Source organism: Schlesneria paludicola DSM 18645 (genome assembly GCF_000255655.1).
Taxonomy (GTDB): domain Bacteria; phylum Planctomycetota; class Planctomycetia; order Planctomycetales; family Planctomycetaceae; genus Schlesneria; species Schlesneria paludicola.
In genome coordinates this window covers 3,152,366-3,177,549 of record NZ_JH636435.1, presented here as the reverse complement: position 1 = coordinate 3,177,549, position 25,184 = coordinate 3,152,366, and the positions used below count along the sequence as shown (strand labels likewise).

Annotated in this window: 17 protein-coding genes; 13 read left to right on the top strand and 4 right to left on the bottom strand. The window is 56.3% G+C overall.

The genetic code is table 11. From position 1 onward, the window contains the following. Positions 1-7 precede the first annotated feature (7 nt). A complete protein-coding gene (locus tag OSO_RS0131685; RefSeq protein ID WP_010586925.1) occupies positions 8-754 on the top strand; it encodes a hypothetical protein in 747 nt (248 codons plus the stop codon). Positions 755-1,319: 565 nt separating this feature from the next. Here OSO_RS0131685 and OSO_RS0131680 read toward each other — a convergent pair. Then, positions 1,320-2,078: an AraC family transcriptional regulator gene (locus OSO_RS0131680; protein ID WP_010586924.1), complete on the bottom strand. Its 759-nt coding sequence runs from the start codon at positions 2,076-2,078 to the stop codon at positions 1,320-1,322. Between the two features lie 297 nt (positions 2,079-2,375). Between OSO_RS0131680 and OSO_RS0131675 the strand changes: the two genes are divergently transcribed. Together OSO_RS0131675 and OSO_RS0131670 are read left to right on the top strand one after the other, a co-directional pair. After that, a complete protein-coding gene (locus OSO_RS0131675; RefSeq protein ID WP_162130574.1) occupies positions 2,376-4,673 on the top strand; it encodes a PSD1 and planctomycete cytochrome C domain-containing protein in 2,298 nt (765 codons plus the stop codon). Between the two features lie 9 nt (positions 4,674-4,682). Further along, entirely contained in the window at positions 4,683-6,140 is a 1,458-nt protein-coding gene (locus tag OSO_RS0131670) for a DUF1501 domain-containing protein (protein ID WP_010586922.1), read from the top strand. 11 nt (positions 6,141-6,151) lie between these two features. Here OSO_RS0131670 and OSO_RS0131665 read toward each other — a convergent pair whose 3' ends face one another. After that, entirely contained in the window at positions 6,152-7,453 is a 1,302-nt protein-coding gene (locus OSO_RS0131665) for an L-fuconate dehydratase (RefSeq protein WP_010586921.1), read from the bottom strand. A gap of 284 nt (positions 7,454-7,737) precedes the next feature. Between OSO_RS0131665 and OSO_RS0131660 the strand changes: the two genes are divergently transcribed. Beyond that, a complete protein-coding gene (locus OSO_RS0131660) occupies positions 7,738-8,715 on the top strand; it encodes an FAD-dependent oxidoreductase (RefSeq protein ID WP_010586920.1) in 978 nt (325 codons plus the stop codon). A 171-nt stretch (positions 8,716-8,886) separates the two neighbouring features. Here the strand turns inward: OSO_RS0131660 and OSO_RS0131655 are convergent, their stop codons facing one another. Further along, entirely contained in the window at positions 8,887-9,699 is an 813-nt protein-coding gene (locus OSO_RS0131655; protein WP_010586919.1) for a hypothetical protein, read from the bottom strand. 448 nt (positions 9,700-10,147) lie between these two features. Between OSO_RS0131655 and OSO_RS0131645 the strand changes: the two genes are divergently transcribed. The 7 genes from OSO_RS0131645 to OSO_RS0131610 all read left to right on the top strand — a co-directional run bounded on the left by OSO_RS0131645 (position 10,148) and on the right by OSO_RS0131610 (position 17,769). Further along, on the top strand, positions 10,148-11,587 hold the full coding sequence (locus OSO_RS0131645; protein WP_010586918.1) for a DUF1501 domain-containing protein: 1,440 nt from the start codon (positions 10,148-10,150) through the stop codon (positions 11,585-11,587). A 176-nt stretch (positions 11,588-11,763) separates the two neighbouring features. Then, positions 11,764-11,943 (top strand): 50S ribosomal protein L32, encoded by a 180-nt coding sequence (gene rpmF, locus OSO_RS50195; protein ID WP_010586916.1) that lies wholly within the window; start codon positions 11,764-11,766, stop codon positions 11,941-11,943. Positions 11,944-11,949: 6 nt separating this feature from the next. Then, positions 11,950-12,942 (top strand): phosphate acyltransferase PlsX, encoded by a 993-nt coding sequence (gene plsX, locus OSO_RS0131635; protein ID WP_010586915.1) that lies wholly within the window; start codon positions 11,950-11,952, stop codon positions 12,940-12,942. A 259-nt stretch (positions 12,943-13,201) separates the two neighbouring features. Continuing rightward, positions 13,202-14,110, top strand: coding sequence for an ACP S-malonyltransferase (gene fabD, locus OSO_RS0131630; RefSeq protein WP_010586914.1), 909 nt, complete (start codon positions 13,202-13,204; stop codon positions 14,108-14,110). A gap of 644 nt (positions 14,111-14,754) precedes the next feature. Next, entirely contained in the window at positions 14,755-14,991 is a 237-nt protein-coding gene (acpP, locus tag OSO_RS0131620) for an acyl carrier protein (RefSeq protein WP_010586912.1), read from the top strand. Between the two features lie 3 nt (positions 14,992-14,994). Beyond that, a complete protein-coding gene (fabF, locus tag OSO_RS0131615; RefSeq protein WP_010586911.1) occupies positions 14,995-16,233 on the top strand; it encodes a beta-ketoacyl-ACP synthase II in 1,239 nt (412 codons plus the stop codon). A 159-nt stretch (positions 16,234-16,392) separates the two neighbouring features. After that, a complete protein-coding gene (locus OSO_RS0131610; RefSeq protein WP_083843012.1) occupies positions 16,393-17,769 on the top strand; it encodes a beta-ketoacyl-[acyl-carrier-protein] synthase family protein in 1,377 nt (458 codons plus the stop codon). A gap of 393 nt (positions 17,770-18,162) precedes the next feature. Here OSO_RS0131610 and OSO_RS0131600 read toward each other — a convergent pair whose 3' ends face one another. Continuing rightward, on the bottom strand, positions 18,163-19,575 hold the full coding sequence (locus tag OSO_RS0131600) for a tetratricopeptide repeat protein (RefSeq protein WP_010586908.1): 1,413 nt from the start codon (positions 19,573-19,575) through the stop codon (positions 18,163-18,165). Positions 19,576-20,468: 893 nt separating this feature from the next. Between OSO_RS0131600 and nusA the strand changes: the two genes are divergently transcribed. Further along, positions 20,469-21,845, top strand: a complete 1,377-nt coding sequence (gene nusA / locus OSO_RS0131590) for a transcription termination factor NusA (RefSeq protein WP_010586906.1) — start codon at positions 20,469-20,471, stop codon at positions 21,843-21,845. Positions 21,846-22,270: 425 nt separating this feature from the next. After that, positions 22,271-25,153: a translation initiation factor IF-2 gene (gene infB / locus OSO_RS0131585; protein WP_010586905.1), complete on the top strand. Its 2,883-nt coding sequence runs from the start codon at positions 22,271-22,273 to the stop codon at positions 25,151-25,153. Positions 25,154-25,184: the final 31 nt, after the last annotated feature.

Genomic DNA, 25,184 nt, shown 5'->3' with positions numbered 1-25,184 from the left:
GACCGACATGAAACGACTTTGGTTTCTTATCGGCGTGGCCTGTCGCGTCTTTCTGGTGTCGTTTGCACTCTTGGTCATTGGGATTTGTTTCCAGCTTTACCATTTCTTGCAGCCGATTGAGTTCATCGATTTGTCCGGCGAACAAGCGCGATCGCGGATGCCTGGACTCTTGTGGCCCGAGACCGTTCCGCCGACCGATGTCGACAAGTTGAGCGCACGAATTTATTCGGAGATGGATTCGTACGTCGGCTGGTATCGGATCATCGCGACGCCGGAGGTTGCGGGAAAATGGCAGGACGCAGCGCATTCCCAATTGGAAGATGCTTCACAGTTCGGCGAGCGGTTCAAACTGGTGGAAGGCGTTCACAGAACGATCGTCACTCCGCGATTACCGCCCGATCCACCCATGACGGGCGACAACATTCGGAAGCCCGATTGGTGGAAGCCTTTGACAAGTGAATTTCGTGTGACGGAGCGGATGCGCTGGTACAACTCGAGTGACTCTGGGTATGGCGATGCGGTCTATTCCACCTTCGACCCTGCGACGAGATGCCTGTGGATTTATGCTCAAAAGCGTCAGCACCATCGGCTGTGGGAACCGGGAAACGCACCTGCCGGGAATCAGTTCGTAACACCCATCGAAAAAGTGGTCACCGCCATAATGCCGCCCGTGCCTGATCATACCGAAGAAGAAGCGGAATCACTTCATAAGGACCATGAGTCCCCACAGCCTTCGTCCAACAAGAATCAATAGCGCAACCTCGCCCCATCTGCTCTATCGGAAAATTCGATCATTTCCTCCTCTGTGTCTCCGTGCCTCAACCCCCAACCGATGCGGTCCCAAAGTCTACGAATCATTCAACTGGGCTCAGCGGAGGTGTGGGAGACACAGAGGCGCGGAGACACAGAGAAGACCGGAATGGGCGGTCATCATCGACCTTCCAAACGTTTGGAAACGACGCCCAAACTGGTCGCTGCGCGGTGCCTGAACTTTGCTATTCTGGCACGCTGATGGGGGGCGCATCGTGACACGCAATCTCTGCGATGAAAATGTGTCAGTCCCCAATCCGTGAATGGGTTGCTGTGTCGGCCTTCATGCCTTCAACAGATCTGACGTTCATCGCGACGTGATGATGCGGCGGCTACCGGTCTGTCCGCGATCTGCCGAAATCGGGGGTTTCAGGGCCAAGACGCGATCCGTTGATCAAGTTGATGATCACGCTTTTATCCATGAAAACAGGGATGTTGATCACGTTTGGTAACTTGATCAACGAAAATGAAAAATGGGCAATAGTAGAAAATTGCCACCTGAGCCTGTGTCACGACTCCTCAGACTGCAGGCTCGGATGTTGGTGTTCGCGGCGGTAGGTGGTGGGTGTCACGCCGTAGTGTTTTTGAAACGTGCGAGTGAAGTGGGCGTGGTCGTGAAACTCAAATTCCTGGGCGATTGAGGAAATGGTTCGGTTCGTCTCGGCCAGGACGCGACAGGCTGATTCCAGTCTGATTTTAAGCAAGTACTGATGCGGTGACGTGCCGATTTGCCTGCGAAACGTGCGGTTGAGCTGACTGACCGACAGGCCCGCCATTTCCGCCAACTGTTCTGTCGAGGAAATATTGTGTGATTCGTCGTGCATTCGCTCGATCGTTCGGCTCAACCGCTCGATGGCGGGTTTTTCGCGAATTTGATCGGTCAGTCGCGAGAAGCCCGCGACACCGATGATCCGTCCGTGTTCGTCGCGTAAAGGAATTTTGCACGTGATCACCAACCGCGGAGATCCCTCCATCTCTGGCGCACTTTCGATCTTGCCGACCATCGGTTTGCCGGTGCGGATCACTTCGCGATCGTCGCGCCGATATTCCAGCGCGCGTCGCCGAGGCACAAAATCGAAGTCCGTTTTTCCGAATGCCTCCCGTTCGTTCGCGACACCGCAAAACTCGCAACCTCGTCGATTGAGAGCGACGAATTGCCCGCTCGTGTCTTTGACAAAAAAGGAAACGTCCGGCAGCAACTGGAAGAGCGCCAGCCAGTCGGAATTGCGTACGCTCTTCAGTAAAAGATCTCGTTGTTGTTTGCTCATTCAGACATAACCGTTCACAGGCCGGGGACTGGCTCAGGTTCCCGCGGCAAAGGGCAGGATTGCTCTGGCCGAATCGCAGTGGATTCCCATGAACCGGGAATGTGTGCCTGTCGGCTTCCGAGTATCTAGGGTTTTGCCGCTGCCGCGATGATTTTAAGGGCTTGCTATCTCGCCGCATTTGCAATGCGCAAATTTTACAATGTTCTGCTTTGATTCTGCAAGACGCCCCCTCGGTCCAGGGCTACGATGACGCTCATTCACTTGGACACGACTCGTTCAATGGTTAACGCGCACACCATGAAACATGCACGTCATTTCAAAGAAGCCAAACTGTCATCCCTGATTGGAATCGCCCTGATCCTGGCGGTCGCAATGCCGGATACCGCGCGATCTCAATCGGAGCTCTTGGAGTTCAATCGAGATATCCGACCCATTCTGACGGACAACTGTTACGCCTGTCATGGATTCGATGCGGCGCATCGAGAAGCCGGGTTGCGACTCGATCAATTTGAGGGAGCGACGCGGATTCTGGAGAGTGGCGATCGGGCGATTGTCCCCGGTTCGCTACAACAGAGTTCTGCCTGGGCGCGAATCCAGAGTGAATCATCGGACACTCGGATGCCACCGGCAAGTTCTCACAAACAACTGTCGGAGGTGGAAAAACAAAAGATCGCGCGGTGGATCGAGCAAGGTGCAAACTATCAGGGGCATTGGTCGTTCGAGCCAATTCGGTTGCCGGTCCCACCGGTTGGTGCGGTCAAAAATTCCATTGATGGCTGGATTCACGATCGACTTAAGCGGGAAGGGGTGCAGCCGTCCGCATCCGCCGATCGAGAAACGTTGTTGCGTCGGCTGACGTTCGATTTGACCGGATTGCCACCGACGCTCGAAGAGCTCGATGCGTTCCTGAGCGATTCCGATCCCGAGGCCTACTCCAAGCAAGTGCACCGATTGTTGGCGTCGGCGGCGTACGGCGAACGCATGGCAGTAATGTGGCTCGATGTGGCTCGTTACGGTGACACCAATGGCTATCTTCATGACAACCTGCGCACGGTCTGGCCCTGGCGTGATTGGGTGATTCAATCTTTCCAGCAGGACATGCCTTTTGACCAATTTGTGCTGGAGCAGATCGCCGGTGACCAGCTCGATCAGAGTTCACCGCTTCAAACCTTGGCGACCGGATTTTTTCGGCATCATCTCGTCACGACGGAAGGTGGCACTCTCGCGGCCGAGTACTTGAACGACTACGCGGCGGACCGTGTGCAAACATTCGGAACGGCCTTTCTGGGGCTCAGCTTCAATTGCTGCCGTTGTCATGATCACAAATTCGACGCGCTGACTCAGGCCGATTTTTACAGTTTGCAGGCCTACTTCAATTCCATCACGGAAAAGCATGCGGAAAACAGTTCCACACCGGCGTTCGAGCCCGTCGTGGAGATTGCGCCGCCGTTGCATCCGAACGGTGACAAGGTCAAAGTCTCGGTAATGCAAGACGCACCGACGCCGACCAAAACGTTTGTGTTGACCCGTGGCCAGTACGATCAACCCGATCCGATGCGACCTGTCGATCGTCGCCCGCCCGGCGTGCTGCTGGCGGACAAGTCGATCGATCTCCCCAATCGGCTGGCGCTCGCCCGATGGCTGATTTCCGACGACAATCCGTTGCTGGCGCGTGTGACCGTGAATCGATTCTGGCAACGATTCTTCGGGAAAGGGATTGTGAATTCGCTCGACGATTTCGGAGCGCAGGGCGAGTATCCCAGTCACCCCGAGTTGCTCGACTTTCTTGCCTACACTTTCCAGCACAGCGATCAATTCGGTGGTGCCCACCGATGGTCCGTTAAGCATCTCATCCGCGAGATCGTAACCAGCGACACCTACAAACAATCCTCGCGAGTGCGCCACGAGGTGCGTGAAAAAGATCCCGACAACCGCTGGCTGGCCTATTTTCCGAGGCAGCGACTCTCGGGCGAGGAACTGCGCGACACCGCTCTGTTTGCTTCGGGCTTGCTTTCTGGGGCGATCGGGGGCCCGCCGGTCTATCCCTATCAGCCGGATGGATTGTGGGAAGAACGAGCGAATGAAGGGAGCAACACCCGTGTCTACGTGCGCAGTCAGGGCGAGGGGCTCTACCGAAAGAGCGTTTACACGTTTTGGAAGCGAACCTGTCCGCCTCCTTTGATGGCGGTCTTCGATGCGCCGGATCGCACCCAGTGTGTCGTTCGCCGCAATCCGACGAATACACCGCTGCAAGCTCTGGCGACGCTCAACGATGAGCAACTTTTGGAATGCGCCAAGATGCTGGCTGTCCGTACGCTGACGGAAGGCCAGCAAACACTCACAACCGACGAACGATTGACGCGAATGACTCGTCGCGTCACAGGGACACGTCCGTCGGATGGTGATCTGGCCTTGCTGAAACAGACCCTTGAGGAATTACGAGTTCGGTATCGGGATCAACTCGACGACGCAAAGGCTTTGCTGCAACAAGGGGTCGCCACGGTGCCCGAGACACTCGACCCGCGCGAAGTTGCCGCATGGATGCTGGTTGCGAACGCCGTGCTCAACCTCGATCAAACACTCGTGCGAGAATAGGACTCGATCATGGATCCACTCTACGATTTCACGTTTAATCTGAATCGCCGTCAATTGCTGAACCGCTCCGTTATGGGCGGCTTGGCACTGCTGGGCTCGACGGCCTTACAACAACTGCTGGGTGACGAGGCTCCCCAGGTCGCGACGAATCGACTCGGGATTCCGCACATTCCGCCAAAGGCCAAGCGGGTCATTTATTTGTATCAGGAGGGAGCTCCGTCGCAGGTTGACACGTTTGACTACAAACCGAATCTGCAGGAGTGGTTCGACAAGGACTTGCCGCAATCGATTCGCGGCACGCAGCGTCTTACGGGGATGACCAGCGGTCAGGGGCGGCTACCCGTGGCCCCCTCCATGTTCCCGTTCAAGCGATTCGACAACCATCAGGATGGATTGTGGGTCAATGAACTTCTCTCGCATACGGGTTCGGTGGCTCATGAGATCTGTGTGATTCATTCGATGATGACCGAACAGATCAATCATGGACCGGGAATCACCTTCATGCAGACCGGCCATCAGCTACCTGGCCGTCCATCCATTGGTGCCTGGTTGTCTTACGGTCTTGGTAACGCGAACAAAGACTTGCCCGCGTTTGTGGTGATGATCAGCCAAGGACGAGGGCAAATGCAGGCGCTGTTTTCGCACTTGTGGGGTGCCGGTTTCTTGCCGGGTGAACACCAGGGAGTCCAATTTCGCGCGGCCTCAGATGCGGTCCTTTATCTGAATAATCCCAAAGGAATGAATCGCGAAGACCGCCGCCGAACATTGGATTTGATTGGCGAAATGAACCGCCGACACGCGGAACAAAATGGAGATGAGCAAGTCCTGGCACGCATCGCTCAATATGAAATGGCGTATCGAATGCAAATGAGCATTCCGTCGTTGACTCAACTCGGTGATGAAACGGCGGCGACGTTGGAGATGTACGGACCGGATGTGCACAAGCCCGGCTCCTATGCTTACAACTGTTTGATGGCACGTCGGATGGCCGAACGGGGAGTTCGCTTTATTCAATTGTACCATCGCGGTTGGGACCATCACGGAAGTGTGCCCAGAGACCTGCCGATGCAATGTCAGGACGTCGATCAGGCCCAGGCCGCTTTATTGCGAGATCTGCGTCAACGAGGTTTGCTGGATGACACGTTGGTCGTTTGGGGCGGCGAATTTGGTCGAACCGTGTTTTCCCAGGGAGCTCTGACGAAGACTCAGTATGGACGCGACCATCACCCGCGATGCTTCAGCATCTGGATGGCCGGGGGGGGAATCAAACCGGGAATCACGTACGGCAAAACCGACGAATTTGCATATAACGTTGCGGAGAATCCGGTGAGCGCGCACGATCTTCACGCGACGATGCTCCATTGCCTGGGGATCGATCACGAACGGTTGACCTACAAATCGCAAGGCCTCGATTTCCGCCTGACCGGTGTCGAACCCTCGCGCGTCATTCGCGAAATTCTGACGTGACGGCACGTGCGTCACATCGCCCACGCCGGTCCGTCGGGAAATGAGTATTCCGCGATCGACGTCGGCTTCATCGTGATGCTGTAGCCGGGGGCGGTAGGCGGCATGTAGCGTCCGGAACGCATTTCAACAGGATGTTCGAAATGTTCATGCAGATGACCCGCGTACTCGCACAATCGATCTTCCAACGATCCGCTGACGCAGATGTAGTCGATCATCGCGAGATGCTGGACATATTCGCACAGGCCCACGCCGCCCGCGTGCGGGCAAACCGGAATACCGAATTTGGCCGCCAGCAGCAGGATCGACAACACTTCATTCACACCGCCCACACGACAACTGTCGATCTGGCAGACACCGATCGCACCCGATTGCAGAAACTGCTTGAACAGGATGCGATTCGCGCAGTGTTCGCCCGTCGCAACCTTGATCGGTGCCACACCCTTGGCGATTGCCAGATGCCCCAGCACGTCGTCGGGGCTGGTCGGTTCTTCGATGAACCACGGTTTGAACGGAGCGAGCGACTTCATCCATTCAATCGCTTGGGGCACTTCCCAGACCTGATTGGCATCCACCATCAATCGCCGATCCCAGCCGATTTCCTCACGGATAATTCGGCAGCGGCGGACGTCGTCGTCCAGGTCGCGTCCGACCTTAATCTTGAAAACATTCCAGCCTTGAGCCAGGCAATCGCGGCACAGCCGACGCAATTTCTCGTCGTCATATCCCAACCACCCAGCGGACGTGGTGTAGGCCGGGTACCCGTCGCGTGCGAGTGCCGCCATTCGTTCGGCTTTAGTGGGGGCGAGCCGTCGAAGGATCTGCACGGCTTCCTCAGGAGTCAGCACGTCCGTCAAGTAACGGAAGTCCACACAGCCGACGAACTGTTCGGGCGTCAAATTCGCGACCAGTTGCCAGAGGGGCAATCCTTCAGATTTGGCCCACAGATCCCAAACCGCATTGACGACCGCGCCCGTGGCCAGATGCATCACGCCTTTGTCTGGTCCCACCCAACGGAGCTGGCTGTCGCCAGTGATGTGCCGCCAGAAGCCTGCCATGTCCGAGGCGAACGACTCCAGCGTCCGGCCAACGATCAGTGGCGCAAGGGCCTTGATCGCCGCCACACACAGGTCGTTGCCGCGGCCAATGGTGAACGTCATTCCATGTCCGGCCAGGCCATCGGGGCGATCCGTCTTCAGGATGACATACGCCGCAGAATAATCAGGATCGGGATTCATCGCGTCCGAACCGTCCAGCATACGCGACGTTGGGAAACGGATGTCATGGGCGGTCAGGTCGGTGATGGTCGTGGGCATGATGTCTCGGCGGCTGCGGGTTCGGGTGGGTCTGGTCGGTCGAGTCGCGTGCAGAATCGTAATCAGATCGTCGGCTGTCAGCTATTGGACGAGCGTGTTGAGCCACAATGATCCGGCTTTCTTCAGATCGCGCCGACTGGCGAATCCGGTCCTACAACCGGCACGATCGTTACGGTTGCCGGTCATCGGGAAACTTTACCGATTTGGGAAACTCTTTGCTGTTTACGTAAACCCCCTCCTGCCGATTCTTCCCAAAGTACGTAAACCGAATTGGGGGCAGAGTCATGAACTACGATCTATTGGTCATTGGAAACAGCCGCGCAGGAGCGGAACGCGCAGCGGCGGAAGCTCTGGCTGGCCGCCGTGTGGCGCTGTTGAAGTCTGTGGAAAAGACTGTGCGGCTTGATGTTATGCAGACATCGGCAGAAATTATCGTCGCGTCAGACAACGTATCGATGCGGGCCTGGCGCGCGGAAGTTGATCGATTGACACGGTCCGAAATGGCCGCGGAATTTGAACGACTTGCCGAGTTGGGGGTCGAGCAGATCGTCGGTTCGGCACGGTTTGTTTCACCGACTGTGGTCGAAGCGACTTTCGGGGCAGAGCGACGCCGGGTCGAGGCGTCGGATTTTGTTCTCGCCTGCGAAACACGTTCACGTCGGCCGAATTTTTTGTTTGCGAATGATCGCTGTACGGTGGTGGCCGAGGACCTGTTGAAATTGACGGATCTTCCGCGTTCGGCGGTTGTCGTGGGGGCAGGCGCAACTGGGCTCTCGACTGCAGTTACCCTGGCCACGCTGGGGGTAGAGGTCGTCGTCGTCGACAATCACGCAACGCTGCTCGAACTTTGCGGGCTGTTTGATTCGACGTTCGATGCGCTGCAAACGCGAGACGTCGCATTTCGTTTGGAGGATGAAGCGATTGGTGTGACGGCGCAACCTGATTTGCAGGCTGCCGTCAGGCTGGCCAGCGGCCGTCAAATCGTTGCCGATAGCATCGTCGTGTGCGTGGGCAGTGAGGGGATGGTCGAGGGGCTCAATCTTGAGGCGGCCGGAGTCGGGGTCGACGACCGGGGTCGCGTCTGGTGCGATCGAAATGGAAAAACGTGGGCGAAACAGATTTCCGCAGTGGGTCCAATCGTCGGTGCGCCGCGCGAATTCAATGTTCCGTCGATTGATGTCTTTTCATTCCTTTCAGGCAGCGGACGAGCGGCCTCATCGATGACCGACCGCTTGAAAATCGCGAGAGCTTTGCAATCCTGACCGACATTTCCGCACACGTCTTTTCTGTGTCTCCGTGCCTCCCCCCCAATGTGTCTCCGAAGCACGCGAAACGTACAAGTGGCTCCAGCGGGAACGGGAGACACACCGAGGCACGGAGACGCAGAGAAATGAGTTGCGCTGCTTATCTGGTTGTCCAAGGGGCTTATTGCGTTAGAGCTTGCCAAGTGCTTTGCGGTTGCCGCTGAAGGCGTCCAGACTGCGATTGGCGGCGGGAGGTTGGCTGGAGCCATAGTTGACGCCGACGGTCCCACCTTCCTGTTCATGGAGGTCGTCGTGAAGTGAGCGAAGTTCTTCATAGGACCAGCTTTCGATATCGCCATAGCTGGCGCTGGCATGACCGTGATTGGGGCCGCGCAAGTGTCCAAGCACCGTTTGTTTTGTTGGGTTTGGGTCTCCTTCGAGCGACCAGTGGTTACCACGCAAGCGGTAATGTCCTGTTGTTTCCACGCGAATGGCTTCCGGGATCGCTGGTTTTGGTCGTTCGTTGGTTCCTTTGATCAACCATCCGAATGTCCAGGCATCAAGGGGTGTTGTGCAGCCATCTTTAAAGGAGCGAATGATCTCACCATCGGCCACGCAGGCGATCGCCGGGAATTCGCGCACGTTCAATAAAGGGATTAGGTCGGGGACTTCCGTTTGATCGATGATCTGGATGTGATTGCTGGATTCGGGGCCGATCTTCCATCCGATTGATCTCATGGTTTCGAAGTCACCACCCGGTTTGCGAAGCCGATTCAGTTGCAGTTCGCACTGCGGGTTGTCCTTCGCGACGATGATCAAAACCCGGGGATTCCGGCCACTTGGGATGCGGGGTTTGAGATGTGAGGGTTCGTGTGTTGGACGAGGGCTGGGCTGCGTTGCGTTTGGGGTGTCCCCAACTGGGGAGGCGGGGTCGGCCGACAACAAAACACCCGCCGAAACGATCAGCACGAATGCTGCAAAAGAGTGCGATTTGCCGGACATCGTGGAGTGCCTCTGAAAGTGTTGATAGACAGGCTCCGACGCAAACGTCCCCCAGGAATGGCTTCCGTATCCTTGCGTTATGCGAGGAGTCTAGGCATTCGGGGACGCTTGAGTGATCGTGTGAGTGGCTCGGGTAGAGGCATACCGTGTGCCACTGTCGTCGGCGGAGTGTGCCGCAAGAGACAATTTCGGCGATCTCGATTTGTCGATCCGAATGTCAGAGATTGGCGACCTGAAATCCGCAGCAACTCATCGCCATCAGGCGATTCAATACAAATCTTGAGTAGAGTCGATGCTAACGTTTGCTTCATGAACCAGTGGGTCATGTGAAAAGCAAATCGCATGACGACGGTGTTTCCGGCTAGGGGGAAACGGGGAGTCAGACAACCGGTTCCGAATGGTGAATGCGATTATGTTTGACCGGCAACGTGAGCGCCGATTAAGATCAATGTCGACCGATGCGTCGGTTCCCTGCCAGAGTTTCCTGCCCGATCCGAAAGGCCCGCCCATGTTTCGCCTCGATCTTGGCTCGACCGGCCGCTACTGCGATGGCATCTCGCGTCGTAGCTTTGTGCAATTGGGCGTGGCTGGAATGGGAGCGATTGGCTTGCCGCAACTCTTGCGGGCAAAAGAAGAATCGGTCCAATCTGGGGTAAGTGGCAAGAAGACATCCGTGATTCTGTTGTGGCTGGATGGTGGACCAAGTCATCTCGATCTTTACGATTTGAAGCCGGAAGCTCCCTTGGAGTGTCGCGGGATCTGGAATCCGATCCCCACGAACGCTGATGGCATCGAGATTTCGGAATTGTTTCCGCTGCAAGCCAAGTGTGCAGACAAATTTTCGATCGTTCGCTCGCTGCATCACGGAACTGGGGATCACTTCACGGCCGGTCATTACATTCTGACGGGGCGGGGTGGGGTTAGTGGTGCGGATACCCAAAGCAAATCACCGTTTATCGGTTCGATTGCCACGAAAATGACAGGTCCACGTCAGCCCGGCATGCCGCCTTACGTAGCAGTGCCTTATGGGATGAGCATCGGTTTGCGGCCGGGCTATTTTGGCGCCAACTATGTCGGTGCGTCGCACAATCCGTTCGAAACGGACGGTGATCCGAATGCCGCCTCGTTTCAAGTTCAGAATATGCAGGTTCCAGGCGGCATGACGGTGAGTCGTCTTGAGGATCGCGCGTCGCTGGCGAAACATTTTGATCGCATGCGGCGTGACGTTGAGACAAAAGGGATGCTCGAGTCGATGGATCGGTTTGATCGGCAGGCGCTGGATCTGGTGACGGGTGCCAATGCGCGGACCGCCTTTGACATCAGTCTGGAAGACCCGCGTGTCCGCGATCGGTACGGTCGTCACAATTGGGGACAAAGTACCTTGCTGGCCCGGCGGTTGGTGGAGGCGGGTACGACCTTCGTCACGGTTCATTTTGGCGGCTGGGACCATCACTGGGACCTGAAGTCGGGGATGGAGCGATACCTGCCCATGGTTGATCAGCTCGTTTCCGCATTGCTGGAAGATCTGACGCAACGTGGATTATATGAAGATGTTCTGGTGATGCTGTGCGGCGAATTCAGCCGGACCCCGCGGATGAATAACGGCGGCAACGGCGGACCGCCACTGAGCATGGGGACACCTGGTCGCGATCACTGGGGCAATGCGATGTTCTGTCTTTTGGCAGGAGGCGGGGTCAAAGGGGGGCGGATTGTCGGTTCGACGAATCGGCTGGGCGAAGTGCCCCAGGATCGACCTGTGACGCCTGCGGATATTCACCATACGATGTTCCATGTCCTGGGAATCGACCGAAATATAAGCTTCTTGAACCATAGTGGACGTCCGACACCTGCCTTGGAACCCGGAGATGTGATTCAGGAATTGCTCTAGGATGTCGAATTGAAATTGCGGGCGGATCGAAACCCGTTCCCGAAATCTGATCCTTGACCGTCATTTGGCGTTCGCGTACCATCTGCGGCTTTACTCGGCAGAGAAAAGCTCGCCACGGCGTGGTCGATGCCCGATTCTGTCTTCAACCGTGTCTTGATCCGTTGGGATAACTCAACATGGCCGCCCCAAAGCGTCGTCAGTCCAAAGGTCGTTCGCGTCGTCGTCGTAGTCACGATGCACTGACTCCAGTTCAGCTCCATAACTGTCCTAAATGCCAAACCAAGATTCCTTCTCACGTTGTTTGTCCGACGTGCGGGGATTACATGGGACGGACGCTCGTCGAAATCGAGGAATAGTCCTCTATGCGGATTGCACTGGATGCAATGGGTGGCGACTTCGGTGTGCAGCCCAATTTTGACGGAGCGATTGCGGCGCTTGACGAAAATCCGGATCTCCAGATCAGCTTGGTCGGCGATGTCGAGACGCTTGAGCCGCTCGTGTCGCGATCGGGCTTTTCACCCGATCGGCTGAAGCTCACGCCGGCAGATGGTTGGATCGAAATGGGCGAAAAGCCCGTGGACGGACTTCGAAAGAAGCCGAATTGTTCGATCATTGTCTGCTGGCAGCAGATGGCGACGCAGAAGGTTGATGCGGTCGTCAGTGCCGGGCATACGGGGGCCGTTGTTGCAGCGGGGTTGCGTACGCGGCTGTTCCTCAAGGGTGTGAAGCGCCCTGGGATCGCGGTTGTGTTGCCAACCACGAAGGGTAAGACGGTTCTGATGGATGTCGGGGCCAATCCTGGCGCGCGTCCAGAGCACTTGGTGCAATACGGGTCCATGGGGTCGATTTACGCTCGCGAGTTTCTCGGGATCGAGCGGCCGACCGTGGGCTTGATGAATATTGGAAGTGAAGACGGCAAAGGAACCGACGACGTTCGCGACTCGCATGCGCTGTTCCTGAAAAGCCCCTTTCGCGATCGGTTTATTGGAAACGTTGAAGGCCGCGATCTTTACCAGGGCGGTGCTGACGTTGTGATCTGCGAGGGGTTTGTCGGAAACGTGTTATTGAAAGCGGCTGAAGGCATGGTCGACATGCTGATGAAGACCGTTTCTGCTGAGGTGCTCGGCGCGCTTGATCAAGAGCGGCCACAGGCGCTGGAGGCGTTCAAATCGCTGGGGCGTCGCTTCGAGTATCACGAAGCGGGTGGGGCTCCTTTGCTTGGCGTTGATGGCATCGCGATCATCTGCCACGGTTCGAGCAATTCGCGATCGATTTTTAATGCACTCCGTGTCGCAACGACATTGAAGAGTCGGCGAATCAACGAGCAAATCGTGGATGAACTGGCGATTCAGTAAGGCGTGGTGGCCCCATGCTCGTTCCAGAGTGCCGTCATATGATAAAACTCACCGCCGTTTTGGCGCGCCTGTTTTCTGCTGCGTGAATTGGCATGCTATGGCGTGTCGACGAGCGGGATTCTTGGTTCGCCGGTGTTGCGGCCAATCCGGCGGCAAGTTCTTGTGGGCCTTGCGGTGCGCGGGGGCTCTGGTTGTTGCCGCGTTCTGGTTCTGAGGGTGTCGATTCGACGCGAGTGCGTCGTGGAAGGTCGAGGAATCTGTGGCCAAGATTGCATTCCTGTTTCCGGGCCAGGGTGCTCAGCACATTGGGATGGGTAAAGTTATCGCCTCGCGATTTCCCGCGGCTCGGCAGCTCTACGATCGTGCGAGTGAGATTCTCGGCTTTGATCTGGCTTCAGTTTGCTTTGACGGACCTGCGGAGCGACTCGACACAACGATTGTGAGTCAGCCGGCGCTCTTTGTCAGCAGTTTGGCCGCGTTGGAGATGTTGAGAGCGGAGAAGCCCGAGGTGGTCGACGGGTGTGCGATGGCTGCGGGGCTAAGCCTTGGGGAATACACTGCGCTCGTGTTTGCCGGGGCGATGTCGTTCGAGGACGGTTTGCGCGTCGTTCAACGGCGTGGTGAGGCGATGCAGCAAGCGGCGGATGCCAATCCCTCGTCGATGGTGAGTGCGCTTCTGTTGAATCCTGAGCAGGTCGCGAAGGTTCGGGATGATGCTGCGAGCGCTGGTCAGATTTGGGTTGCGAACTATCTGTGTCCGGGGAATACGGTTCTTTCCGGTGACAAGCCGGCCTGTGCAAGGGCGGCAGAGCTGATTGAGCAGGCCGGGGGCAGCGCACGGGTTCTGACGGTCGCAGGCGCATTCCACACACCGCTCATGGCATCGGCGTGTGGTCAATTGGAAGAGGCGCTGCGGACGGTTTCGATTCAGTCGCCACGGATTCCGGTCATTTCGAATGTAGATGCCAAGCTGCACGATGGCCCCGAGCGGATTCGTGAAATCTTGATTCGTCAGGTGACGCAGCCGGTTTTGTGGGAAGAGTGTGTGCGAACGCTGCTCTCTCAAGGCTGCGATCAGTTCTATGAAGTTGGCCCGGGGAAGGTGCTGAAGTCGTTGATGAAGCGAATTGATCGCAAGGTTGATTGCCAGACGGTGAATGACGACTGACCGCATTCGGCTCGCGAGGACTGTGCAGGGACGTTGACTTCAGTTGTCAGGGTGCCATGATTCTTGCAGCGGGCGCGACGTCTGGAGGTCGGGCTTCGTGGAGAATCTGGGCTTTTTTTATCGATTCGTGCACAGGCTGGTTGTCGATTTTAAAACGTCGTCGCGGTACCGGTTTGTGAGTGCTTTGCGATGGGACGACTGACGCGGGTTGCGCAACTTCCCTGAAAATAACGGATTTTCTTGCGAATTCGCTTTCGAATTGCAGCCGTGCGCGCCGACCTGCTTTCAGGCGAATTGCGGGTTGCTTGATTTGCGGGCATCGAATTCGTCGTCAGATCGATTCGTTGCGGTTTACACGACTCAGAAAACCCGGTATACCGTGCCGACATCGGTGCGGAGTCGCCATTTATTAACTTATTGCTTGGTTCAAAGCTCACGGCTTTCTGCGAGGCGTTCGTTGATGCAGCGGGTTTCTGTGCAGAAAAGTAGCGTGTCGAGTGGCGAGAGTTCAGTCGAGTCTTCGCTGACGAATTGTCGCTGAATCGTCCCGGCCGTTATTCGCGAGCATTCAAAACAAATTTCCCAGCACGATGGCCGTGGTGGGCATTCCCTGAAAACAAGATTCGGCTCCAAAGGAGTGAGGCGTGGCGTCGTCGATTGAAGAGAAAGTCATCGGGATTGTTAGCGAGCAGCTCAACATTCCGAAGGAAGACATCAAGTTGAGCAGCGATTTCGTCGCCGATCTCAAGGCGGATTCGCTGGATTTGGTGGAACTGGTCATGGAATTCGAAGACGAATTCGGTGTTCAGATTCCAGAGTCGGATCAGGAAAAGATCAAGTCCGTAGGTGATGCAGTGAAATACATCACGGAGAAGCAGTGACGGATGTCCAGACGCGTCGTCGTGACAGGGATGTCGGTGATTACCGCCTTGGGCTCAGAAGTTTCTGAGTTTTGGGAACGTCTTTGCGCGGGCAAAAGCGGTGTCGGCCGGCTGGAGCGATTTGATTGCTCCGATTTCAAAGTGAACTTTGGTGGCGAAGTCAAAGACTTCCGCCCCGAAGAGCATTTTGATTCGAAAGAAGCAAAACGGCTGGATCGCTTTAGTCAGTTCGCTTTGGCGGCTGCGCAGAAGGCGATTGCCCAGTCCGGCATTCAATTCAAGGAAGTGGACGATCCGTATCGCTGCGGTGTCATCATCGGCAGTGGAATCGGCGGATTGAACGAAATTGAAGAGCAGCATGCCAAGCTGTTCGATCGCGGTCCTTCGCGCGTTTCGCCATTCATGATCCCAAAGTTGATGGTCAACGCCGCCACCGGGAATATTTCGGTCCAGTTTGGTCTGAAAGGTCCTAGTAGCGCCGTGGCAACGGCGTGTGCGTCGGCCACCAATGCGATTGGTGATGCGTTTCGACTGATTCAGTACGGCACGGCAGATGTCGTCATCGCTGGTGGAAGTGAAGCCGCGATCACGCCGATGGGCTTGTCAGGCTTTGCACGGATGGGCGCCTTGTCGACTCGTCTGGATGCCCCGGAAGCTGCCAGTCGACCGTTCGATCGTGATCGAGACGGGTTTGTGCTTTCCGAAGGCGCGGGGGTGGTCGTACTCGAAGAGTACGAGTGTGCCAAGCGACGTGGGGCCACGATTCTGGCAGAGGTGCTGGGGTATGGTGTCTCCTCGGATGGTTCGCACATGACCGCACCTGATCCTGAAGGGACGGGGGCTGCGAAAGCAATGAGTCTCGCGCTGCATGACGCGCGGCTTGCCGTGTCCGACGTGGGTTACATTAATGCCCACGGTACGAGTACACCGCTGGGTGACAAGGCTGAAACAAATGCGATTAAACGCGTATTTGGAGCCGAATCAAAGCGAGTTTGTGTTTCAAGTACGAAAAGCCAGTTGGGGCATCTGCTTGGCGCGTCGGGTGGAGTTGAGTTTGTGATTTCTGTGCTCGCTTTGATGCACGGTCTGATTCCACCGACGATCAATATTGATAATCCCGACCCGGATTGTGATCTCGATTATGTCCCTCACAAAGCGCGTGAGTTGCGGGTCGATCGAGTCATGTCGAATAGCTTTGGGTTTGGCGGACACAATGCCTGCCTGGTGGTGGGGCGAGTGTGATTTCGCGAAATTCCCTTTGCGTGGCGATCAGACCGCGATACCGTTTGGCTGTGATACCGTTGGACTGTGATGCTATTGAGCTGTGCGACAGTTTTGCTGTGACAGTTCAGTTGTGATAAGTTTTGCCTGCCACTTTGAACGGTTTCCGCCGACTGTGGAATGCGCTGTTCGCGTTGCGAACTGCTGATACAGGAATCGCCGGATCCCCGTGAGCTAACTATTGTGACCAGATCTTCAGAGACTCGGGAAGTTGTGATAACCGGCGTCGGGGTTGTGAGCCCGATCGGAATCGGTGTTGATGCATTTTGGGACCGCCTTTCCAAAGGGCAGTCGGGCGTCACTCACAGCAAGTTGTTTCCAGGCTTTGCCGCGCCCAATGGCGTCGGGGCGGAAGTCAGTGACTTCACCGATGAGTCTGCGCGAAAAGTCTATCTGAAGGAACAACGCAAGAATCTGAAGGCGATGTGCCGTGAGATCCAGATGGGTGTCGCATCAGCACTTTTGGCTCTGCAAGACGCCAAAGTTGATGTCGATCAGATGGAACACGAGCGTCTGGGCGTCGAGTTCGGCGCCAATTTGATGCTGAGTCCACCCGAAGTTCTCGTTGAAGGGTGTAGTGCCTGCTGCGAAGACGGGTCGCGCGTGTTTCAGACGTCACGCTGGGGTCAAACCGGTCTGACGAAGCTGGAACCGCTGTGGCTGCTGCGTTATCTGCCCAATATGCCGGCCTGTCATATCAGTATTTCTGCCGACGCGCGTGGCCCGAGCAATTCGCTGACGCTTGATGATGCGTCGGGAAATACGGTCATTGGCGAAGCGATGCGAATTCTGTTGCGTGGTGATGCCGACGTCATGATCGTTGGCGTGACCGGTACCACGTTGCATCCCATCAAAACGTTGCATCTCGCTCTGTGGGATGATTTGGCGAGGACACCAGAGGCGCCCGAACGACGTGCTCGCCCGTTTGATCTCAATCGTTCAGGGCGAGTTGTCGGTGAAGGCTCGTGCTCGTTTATTCTCGAAGATCGTGCCCATGCGGAAAAGCGGGGTGCGAAAATCTGGGGGCGCGTGCTCGGTACGGGTTCGTCTTGCGTGTCGAGCCCGGTCAATGGGCCCAACTATCGGTTGGCGCTCGCGAACGCGATGCGAGGGGCTTTGCGCGATGCGGGCCTGAAGCCAGATCAGATTGGGCATATTAACGCTCATGGGCTGGGGACGCGCGATGTGGATATTGCGGAATCGCAAGCCATTCACGACGTGTTTGGTGAAGAGCTTGGGCGGCGGATTCCTGTGACGGCTCTGAAGAGCTTTCTGGGGAATTCGGGGGCCGGGGCAGGGTTGCTGGAATTGGCGGGGTCTGTGATTGCCTTGTCACACGGGGTGATTCCACACACGCTGAATTACGAGAATCCCGATCCAGAATGTCAATTGAATATCGTGTCTGGGCAGCCACAAGCCACGTCAAATCGCGTGGTGTTGAATGTCAATGTGACGCGTATCGGCCAGGCCGCAGCGGCGATCATCGAAGTCGCTTGAGTCGCAATGCAGGTGGGTAGAGAGCTGTTTCTGCGCCTCCCCCACGAGAAGTGTCGGTGTGCGCCGTCGTGAATTCACGGGCCGGGGCATTCTTTGTTGGCTTTGAGTTGCCGTTCCGCTCTGAAGTCGTCTGCTAAGTCTCTTGCGTGTGCTTCATCTCCGAATTTTTCTGGCGGTAGAAGCTGTTTGATGTCAGCGTGCGCTGACGTTGCGTGTGCCATTGATGGAGCGTTGATCAGAGGCGGCCACTTCGCCAGTCGGGTGCACAATCTGTCTCGCCGGAATCTGGTTTTGGGATTGTTCGCGGATTCGCCTGTCGCTTCAAACGAACACACTCGCCAATCGGTTGGAATTGGCGAGTGTGTTTTGTGGTTCGGTGCTGCGATGAAGTGATTACTTGCTGAAGGTTTTGAGGGCGAACTGAGCACCGCGATAGGCGGATAGCTGAGTTTCCTTCGTCTTCAGGACTTCTTCGTAGAAGCGGACATTTGTCTTGTCGTTGGCCTGAAGTCGTCGTTCGGCAATGAAGTAGTAGGCTTCGCACATTTGTGCACTCTTCAGTTTCGGGTCGGGTGTCTTGTTGACGAACTCGACCAGTTCCTTCTCGGAGATCTTTCCATTCAGGAACAGGACTTGTTCGTCGATCCAGTCGCGATCCTTTTCGGGTTTACTCGCACTGGCTTCCGCGACTTCGGCGACCGCGTCGGGGCGGCCTGAGAGTACGAGTGACCAGGCTTTCCATGGGCTCAGGTATCGCATCACGTTCGCGTCGATTTTGGTTGACTCATCGAAGGCCGTGAAGGCCCCTGCGAAATCTCGTGAGAAGAACTTCGCGAAGCCCAGATCGGCGTGCGCCACAGGGTTTTGCGGGTTCAGTTGAATGGCCTTGGTGTAATCTTCAATCGCACCTGCGGTGTTTCCCTGCGAGAGGCGGCATGTTCCACGCAGGCTGGCGAAGAGTGGGTTTTCGGGCATCAGACTGATGGCTTTGGTGAAGTCGGCTTCGGCTTCTGCAAGCTGTCCCTGGCCTTGAAGAGTGAATCCGCGGTTGGTGTATGCGGTTGCGAATTCGCCGTCGAGTGCGATTGCCTTGTTGAAGTCTTTGAGGGCTTCTTGCGGTTTGCCTTGCTGTTGCAAGAACAGGCCGCGATTGTTGTGGACCAGCTTATTGTCAGGCAGGGTTTCGACGGCAGAAGTGAAGGTGGCCAGTGCCTTATCGGGTTTGCCGTCAATGATGTAGCAATGGGCAAGTCCCATATACGAGCCGATATGGCCAGGGAAGCTCTTGATTGCGTCCTGATAGTCGCTGATCGCAGCATTCAGGTCCTTCAGGTACAGGTACGCCTGAGCGCGTTGGTAAAGCACGTTGGCGCGTTGCTCGCCGGTTAGGGTTGGTTTGCCGAGCACGGTCTTGGCGACGGTCAATGCGACATTCGCGTGTTCCTTCTTGTCTTCGATCGTGGCGAGTGAAACCATGCCGTAGAGGTAGGGCAGGTAGTAGTTGATTTCTGACCCGCCAATTTTGATCGATTCCCGCGAGTCTTCAATTCCTTCGCGGATTTCTTTCACATCGTGCTTGAGGACGCCGAGTTCCACCTTGGCACTGGCTCTCAGGTACATCGCCACGTGATCCTTGGGGTTTTGTGCCAGGATCTTGTTGGCTAGTTCCTTCGTTTCCTCGAAGTCGCCTTCTTCATAGGCGGCCTTCGTGTCCGCGCGCAATTTTTCGTGTTCGGGGTTGGGCTGCGCAGCAACGGTGGAGGTCCCCGCACACAAAACGAGCACGATCAAAATGCGAGCAAGCATGAGTCACTCCGGGGGAGGGGTGGCGATCGGGTCTAGGGTCTTAGCCGCGCCGCATCGGCGGCTTGAGCATGATTCAATCCGGAATCTTCGTTGGCGTCAACCTGTGGTTTAGAAACAGTTTGAATCGGCTCCGGTCTTGCATGGGGCTAATCGGGCGGACTCGCGAGTCGGTTTCATCGTGTGATCGCGACCGGATTCTTTGAGCCGCTGATGTACTGTATCGTTCGAGATTCTCGGTCCGATGCGGCCGGTGGATGTTGGAAAAATGGCTTGGTTCGAGAATTGTTTCACCAAGAGGTCGCTTCCGGGGTGGTTTGCAGGTGCGGCTTGCCGATGGTCCATCCTGCAGTGCCACGTTCGGGCGAGGCGGGGCCAGCTGACGGCGATTGCGTATGGGTGGTTCAGTGGTCGGCAGCCCATCCGTCGGATGCGGCGACTTGGTTTTGGAGAGGTTGTTCAATTTTTGCGGGCGATCGCGGGAAAACTGTACGAGCGATTGGGTTTGAAGCGCTCGGAACGCGACGAACTCCTTGACATCATGGTTCACGGCCAGTATCGTCATTCACGCACCAAAGGGATGTTCCTCTGTATGTCGTCGGACACATTTACTCGTCTTAGGCGGATTTGGTTGGATGAGCATCCATGAAGTGCGTTAGTGAGTCTCAGCTTATGAGCGGGAGCATTGTCCATGTAGCCTGAATATTGACAGGTTTCTGGTCGGCACCGCGAGTGGCAGCCAGTTTCTGGTTGTTTGGCAGGTGTCATGGTCGGCTCCCTGGAGTTTGGCCGCGAACGAAGTGGGACTTGTGCCCGCTTTTTTTGTTTCCACGGACGGAAACTCTGGTCGACGATAAATATCGCGGTCTTTGCCGCTCGGCAGTAGAGGTCATACGATGAACGGTCCCGAACTCTTGAGAATCGTTGATGCGATTCATCGAGATAAGAGTATTGACAAGGAGATTGTGTTCGAAGGGATCGAGCAGGCCATTTTGTCGGCCGCGCGCAAGCACTACGGCGAAGAAGAAACCATCGAAGTGCATGTCGATCGGATCGGGGGGCACCCCACGGTCAAAACGAACGGTCAAGATGTCGATGCCGATGCTTTGGGCGAGTTGTTGGGGCGTATCTCCGCTCAGACCGCCAAGCAGGTGATGATTCAGAAGATTCGCGAAGCAGAACGCGATGCACTGTTCGACGAATATGTTGAGCAGCGAAATCAGATTGTGACGGGAACGGTTTCCAAGCTGGAAGGCGGTTCATCGATCGTCAACCTCGGCAAGGTTGAAGGTTTGCTGCCACGTGGTGAACAGATTCCAGGCGAGATGTTCCGCGTCGGTGATCGGGTTCGTGCAATTGTTCTGGAAGTGCGTAAGTCCGGAAGTCGCGTGAAGATTATTCTGTCGCGAATTCATGTCGAGTTTGTGCGACGGCTGTTTGAGCTGGAAATTCCAGAAGTCTCCGAGCGAATCATCGAAGTTCGGTCACTCGCTCGCGAAGCCGGCTATCGCTCGAAGGTGGCTGTCAGTTGTATCGACAATAACATTGACGCCGTTGGTGCATGTGTTGGTGTTCGTGGGGCACGTATTAAAAACATCACCGGTGAGTTGGGTGATGAGAAGATTGACATCGTTCGCTGGAACGATTCGCTTCAGGTGCTTGTGCCGAATGCATTGCAGCCAGCCGAAGTCGAAGATGTGATCCTGTGTCCGATGCTCGGGCGCGTGATCGTGTTGGTGCGAGATGATCAGTTGTCGCTGGCAATCGGCAAGCGAGGACAAAACGTCCGTCTTGCTTCGAAGCTGGTGGGTTGGGATATTGAGGTGATGACGCGTGAGGAGCTGGATGAGCAGCTCGAGCGTGCGGTGCAGGCGTTCTCTGAAACGCCGGGTGTCACGAGTGATTTGGCCGAAAGTCTTGTTGCTCAAGGGTTTTTGAGCTTCGACGACTTGTCGGTCATTGAGCCTGATCAGTTGGCGGAGATGGGTGGCCTGACGGAAGAGCAGTGCGACGAGATCGTGGCTCATGCCGAGCAGGAAAGTGAGCGGCTCGAGCGGGAAGAGCGTCAACGCCGCGCCCAAGAGAAGTCACAAGGTTCGTCGGGGGGTAACGAGCGGAATCGGACTCCCGTTCAAGAGAAGTCTCCAGTGGAAAAGGTTGAACCCACTCCGGTGGAGAACGTCGAGCCCGTTGCAGAGGCGGAAGCTGGCGGGGCGGTGTCGGAAGATGCTGCACCAGCCGAGGAGCCATCTCCAGGGGGCGACGGGGCGTGATTGGGGCCGTGAAATTAAAAAACTGGGTTTTTGTGACCCGTAGGTGATAATTTATTTTGGTAGTCGTTTGGTTCGTGATTTCGGAAATGGCGGCACGTATGATAGTGTGTCGCGTTCAGGAACGCGGTAAGCCTCTTTTAGGGATGTAGTCAAGCCCGTAAAATACGGCCACATTGGGTTGGCAGCCCGAAGTTCAACGTCGTCATCACAAAGTTTGAGCGAAGTACTCGCGAACCAGAGTCGCAGAATCTCGCAAACGCTCGGTCAATGAGCGTTTTGTTTGTGAGAACGACTCGGTTCCGATGGCGTTTGAGAAAAATTCATTTCGGGTAGCGGTGCCGGGCTGGTAGTGTTTGAGCGGCACCCTTTGGTTGTCGCCGACACTCCGGATTCCGGAGGGGCTTTTCCCTACGAAGGACTGGCGTTTGAAAATACGAATCTTCGCTCTTGCCAAAGAGCTTGATATCGATAGCAAGTTATTGATCGATTACTGTGCGAAAGCCGGAATCACGATCAAGAATTCCGCATTGGCGAGCATTTCGCCAGAAGAGAAAGACCGTGTCTTGGGTGTGATGCGATCGGCGACCGCCGGTAGCGCGCCAGCCTCGACTGCGGTTGCTGCTGCTGCACCGGCGAAAGCTTCACCTGTTATGGCCTCTCGCGAACCTGCTGCCGATCTGGCGTTGAAACCTCGTCCGATTCGTGTGATGGGCGCAAAGCCGCCACTCATGGTTCCGCGCTCGCGGATCAGTGAGAGCGAGCCTCCCAAAGAGGAGGCGCCAGCCCCGGTTGAGCATGAGGAAATTGCCGTTCCGGCCGAACCACCGGAAGTGGTTGTGGCAGAGACGGTGACGCCTCCGCTCGAAGAGGTTGTGGCGGAAGAGGTTGCGGAAGTGGTGGACGTTGCTCCGCCTCCGCCGGTTGCCGTTGTGGAGCCAGTCGAAAAGCCAGTTGCGGCTCCCGTTCCTGCTGCCCCAATGGCACCTGTTTCTCGAGCACCGTCTGCGCCGAAGGCGTCTGAAGACGATCGCGGGATTCTTGCGCCGCCGCCTTCGGCATCGCCGCGAGGCGATTTCGCGCCGCCGTCATTGCCACAGCGATCCATGCGGACAATGGTGTCGCGCGGCACTGCCGATATGGGTGGAGCCAAAGCGGGTGCGCCAATTAAGAAGGCGAAGCCTTCCGGTCCGTTGATCGCCGAGATTCCGCGTTTCAAAGCACCACCCGTGGTGAAAACGCCGAAGCCGGAAGATGCGACTCCTCAGCGGCCGGTGCAACGATTCAATGCCGAAACGCCATCCAAAGAAGCGCCACTTGGTCAGATTCTTCGGAAGCGTCCGGAAACGACTTCGAAGAAGAAGCCGGGCGATGAAGAAACAGACGATTCAAAAGTCAAGAAGCACGTTGGTGGTGCGTCACTTCAAGAAGCACGGAACCAACGTCGCAAGGTGACGTTGAAAGACATTGACGAAGAGGAAGATCGTGGTGGACGCGGATCGCGCGTTCGGCCAAAACCACATCGTCGTTCGGGGCCGGTGCCGTTGAAGTCTACGGCAGAGCTGGAACTTCCGCTGACGGTCCGATCATTGTCTGAAGGGATCGGGCGTCCTGCCAAGGCGATCATGCAGATTCTGTGGCAGCGTGGCGATATGGTGACGATCAATTCCGCGCTGGAAGAAGATGTCGCCATCGAGATCTGTCTGGACTTGGGCGTCGATCTGCAGATTCGTCGCGAGAAAACCATTGAGGATGAAGTGACAGAAGTTGTTTCGGGCGAAGATCGTCCTGAAGACCTGCTGCCGCGTCCGCCGATCATCACGATCCTCGGGCACGTCGACCATGGTAAGACGACTCTTGTTGATAAACTCCGTTCGGCCAACGTTGCCGCGTCCGAGTACGGTGGGATTACTCAACATATCGCGGCGTACCAAATCGAACACAATGGTCATAAGTTGACATTTGTGGATACGCCTGGTCATGCGGCGTTCGGTGAAATGCGTGCGCGTGGTGCCCATGTCACGGACATCGTGGTGCTGGTGGTCGCGGCCAACGACGGCGTGATGCCACAAACGGTGGAATGTATCTCGCACACCCGTGCGGCCGGCGTGCCGATGGTTGTGGCGATGAATAAGATCGATTTGCCCGAACGCAATGAACAACGCGTGCTGACGGAACTGTCCGCTCAGAATGTTCTGGCATCCGAGTGGGGCGGCGACGTTGAAGTCGTTCGAACTTCGGGGCTGACGGGACAGGGGCTGAGCGAGCTGCTGGACACGTTGCTATTGACCGCCGAGTTGCACGAGTTCACCGCAAATCCCAATCGTCCGGCATCGGGCGTTTGTCTGGAAGCGTTCCGTGACGAAGGGCGAGGCCCGCTTGCGTGGCTGATCGTTCAACGAGGTACGTTGCGACTGGGCGATGTCATCCTGTGCGGTACGGCCTATGGTCGTATCCGTGCGATGTACAACGAACGCGACGAAGAACTTCAGGAGGCGTTGCCTTCGACGCCGATTAAGGTCGCGGGACTCGACATCGTTCCAGGTGCCGGGGAGCAGTTCCTGGTTCTGTCGGATGTCGATGCGGCGCGAGATGCGGCAGAAACGCGACGTCAAAAAGGTCGTGCGTCGGTCCTGGCCAACATGGGTGGGAAGCGGACGCTCGAAGATATCCTCAACGCGGCGGCCGAAGGTCAGGTTCAAGATCTGGCTGTCATCGTCAAAGCGGATTCGCCTGGTTCGCTCGAAGCATTGCGAAGCGAGCTCAGCAAATTTGAGCATGACGAAGTGCGTGTCAAGGTGCTGCATGAAGGTGTTGGTGGTGTGAACGAGAGCGATGTCTATCTGGCGTCGGCTTCGAATGCGGTCATCTTCGCGTTCCATGTGATCGCGGACGATCGAGCACAGCTTCTGGCTCAGCAGGAAGGCGTCGAAATCCGTCGATATAACATCATCTACGAGGTGATGGACGAGATTCGACGTATTCTGGAAGGGATGCTTCGTCCCGAGCAGAAAGAAGTGGCCACGGGGCGGGCGATCGTGTTGCGAACATTCAGCATTACGCGATTCGGTACGATTGCCGGTTGCCGCGTGTTGAATGGAAACATCGAACGTTCAAGTCGGATTCATCTGATTCGCGATCAGAAGATCATCAACACCTACAGCATCGCATCGCTGAAGCGTGAAAAAGATGATGCACGTGAAGTTCGCGAAGGGATGGAGTGCGGGATTCGATTGGAGAATTTCAACGATATCAAGGAAGGTGATTTGCTCGAGGCGTTTAAGATCGAGGAAGTCAAACGAACTTTGTAGTCGTGTTGTAGATCCGTGGTCCGTCGGAAGG

What these genes read in the sequence shown, in the direction of transcription:
- OSO_RS0131670 (WP_010586922.1), top strand. Translation starts at nt 4,683, where the DNA reads ATGGATCCACTCTACGATTTCACGTTTAATCTGAATCGCCGTCAATTG.
- rpmF (WP_010586916.1), top strand. Translation starts at nt 11,764, where the DNA reads ATGGCCGCCCCAAAGCGTCGTCAGTCCAAAGGTCGTTCGCGTCGTCGT.
- OSO_RS0131610 (WP_083843012.1), top strand. Translation starts at nt 16,393, where the DNA reads ATGCGCTGTTCGCGTTGCGAACTGCTGATACAGGAATCGCCGGATCCC.
- OSO_RS0131660 (WP_010586920.1), top strand. Translation starts at nt 7,738, where the DNA reads ATGAACTACGATCTATTGGTCATTGGAAACAGCCGCGCAGGAGCGGAA.
- fabF (WP_010586911.1), top strand. Translation starts at nt 14,995, where the DNA reads ATGTCCAGACGCGTCGTCGTGACAGGGATGTCGGTGATTACCGCCTTG.
- OSO_RS0131680 (WP_010586924.1), bottom strand. Translation starts at nt 2,078, where the DNA reads ATGAGCAAACAACAACGAGATCTTTTACTGAAGAGCGTACGCAATTCC.
- plsX (WP_010586915.1), top strand. Translation starts at nt 11,950, where the DNA reads ATGCGGATTGCACTGGATGCAATGGGTGGCGACTTCGGTGTGCAGCCC.
- OSO_RS0131665 (WP_010586921.1), bottom strand. Translation starts at nt 7,453, where the DNA reads ATGCCCACGACCATCACCGACCTGACCGCCCATGACATCCGTTTCCCA.
- nusA (WP_010586906.1), top strand. Translation starts at nt 20,469, where the DNA reads ATGAACGGTCCCGAACTCTTGAGAATCGTTGATGCGATTCATCGAGAT.
- OSO_RS0131655 (WP_010586919.1), bottom strand. Translation starts at nt 9,699, where the DNA reads ATGTCCGGCAAATCGCACTCTTTTGCAGCATTCGTGCTGATCGTTTCG.
- OSO_RS0131600 (WP_010586908.1), bottom strand. Translation starts at nt 19,575, where the DNA reads ATGCTTGCTCGCATTTTGATCGTGCTCGTTTTGTGTGCGGGGACCTCC.
- OSO_RS0131685 (WP_010586925.1), top strand. Translation starts at nt 8, where the DNA reads ATGAAACGACTTTGGTTTCTTATCGGCGTGGCCTGTCGCGTCTTTCTG.
- OSO_RS0131645 (WP_010586918.1), top strand. Translation starts at nt 10,148, where the DNA reads ATGTCGACCGATGCGTCGGTTCCCTGCCAGAGTTTCCTGCCCGATCCG.
- OSO_RS0131675 (WP_162130574.1), top strand. Translation starts at nt 2,376, where the DNA reads ATGAAACATGCACGTCATTTCAAAGAAGCCAAACTGTCATCCCTGATT.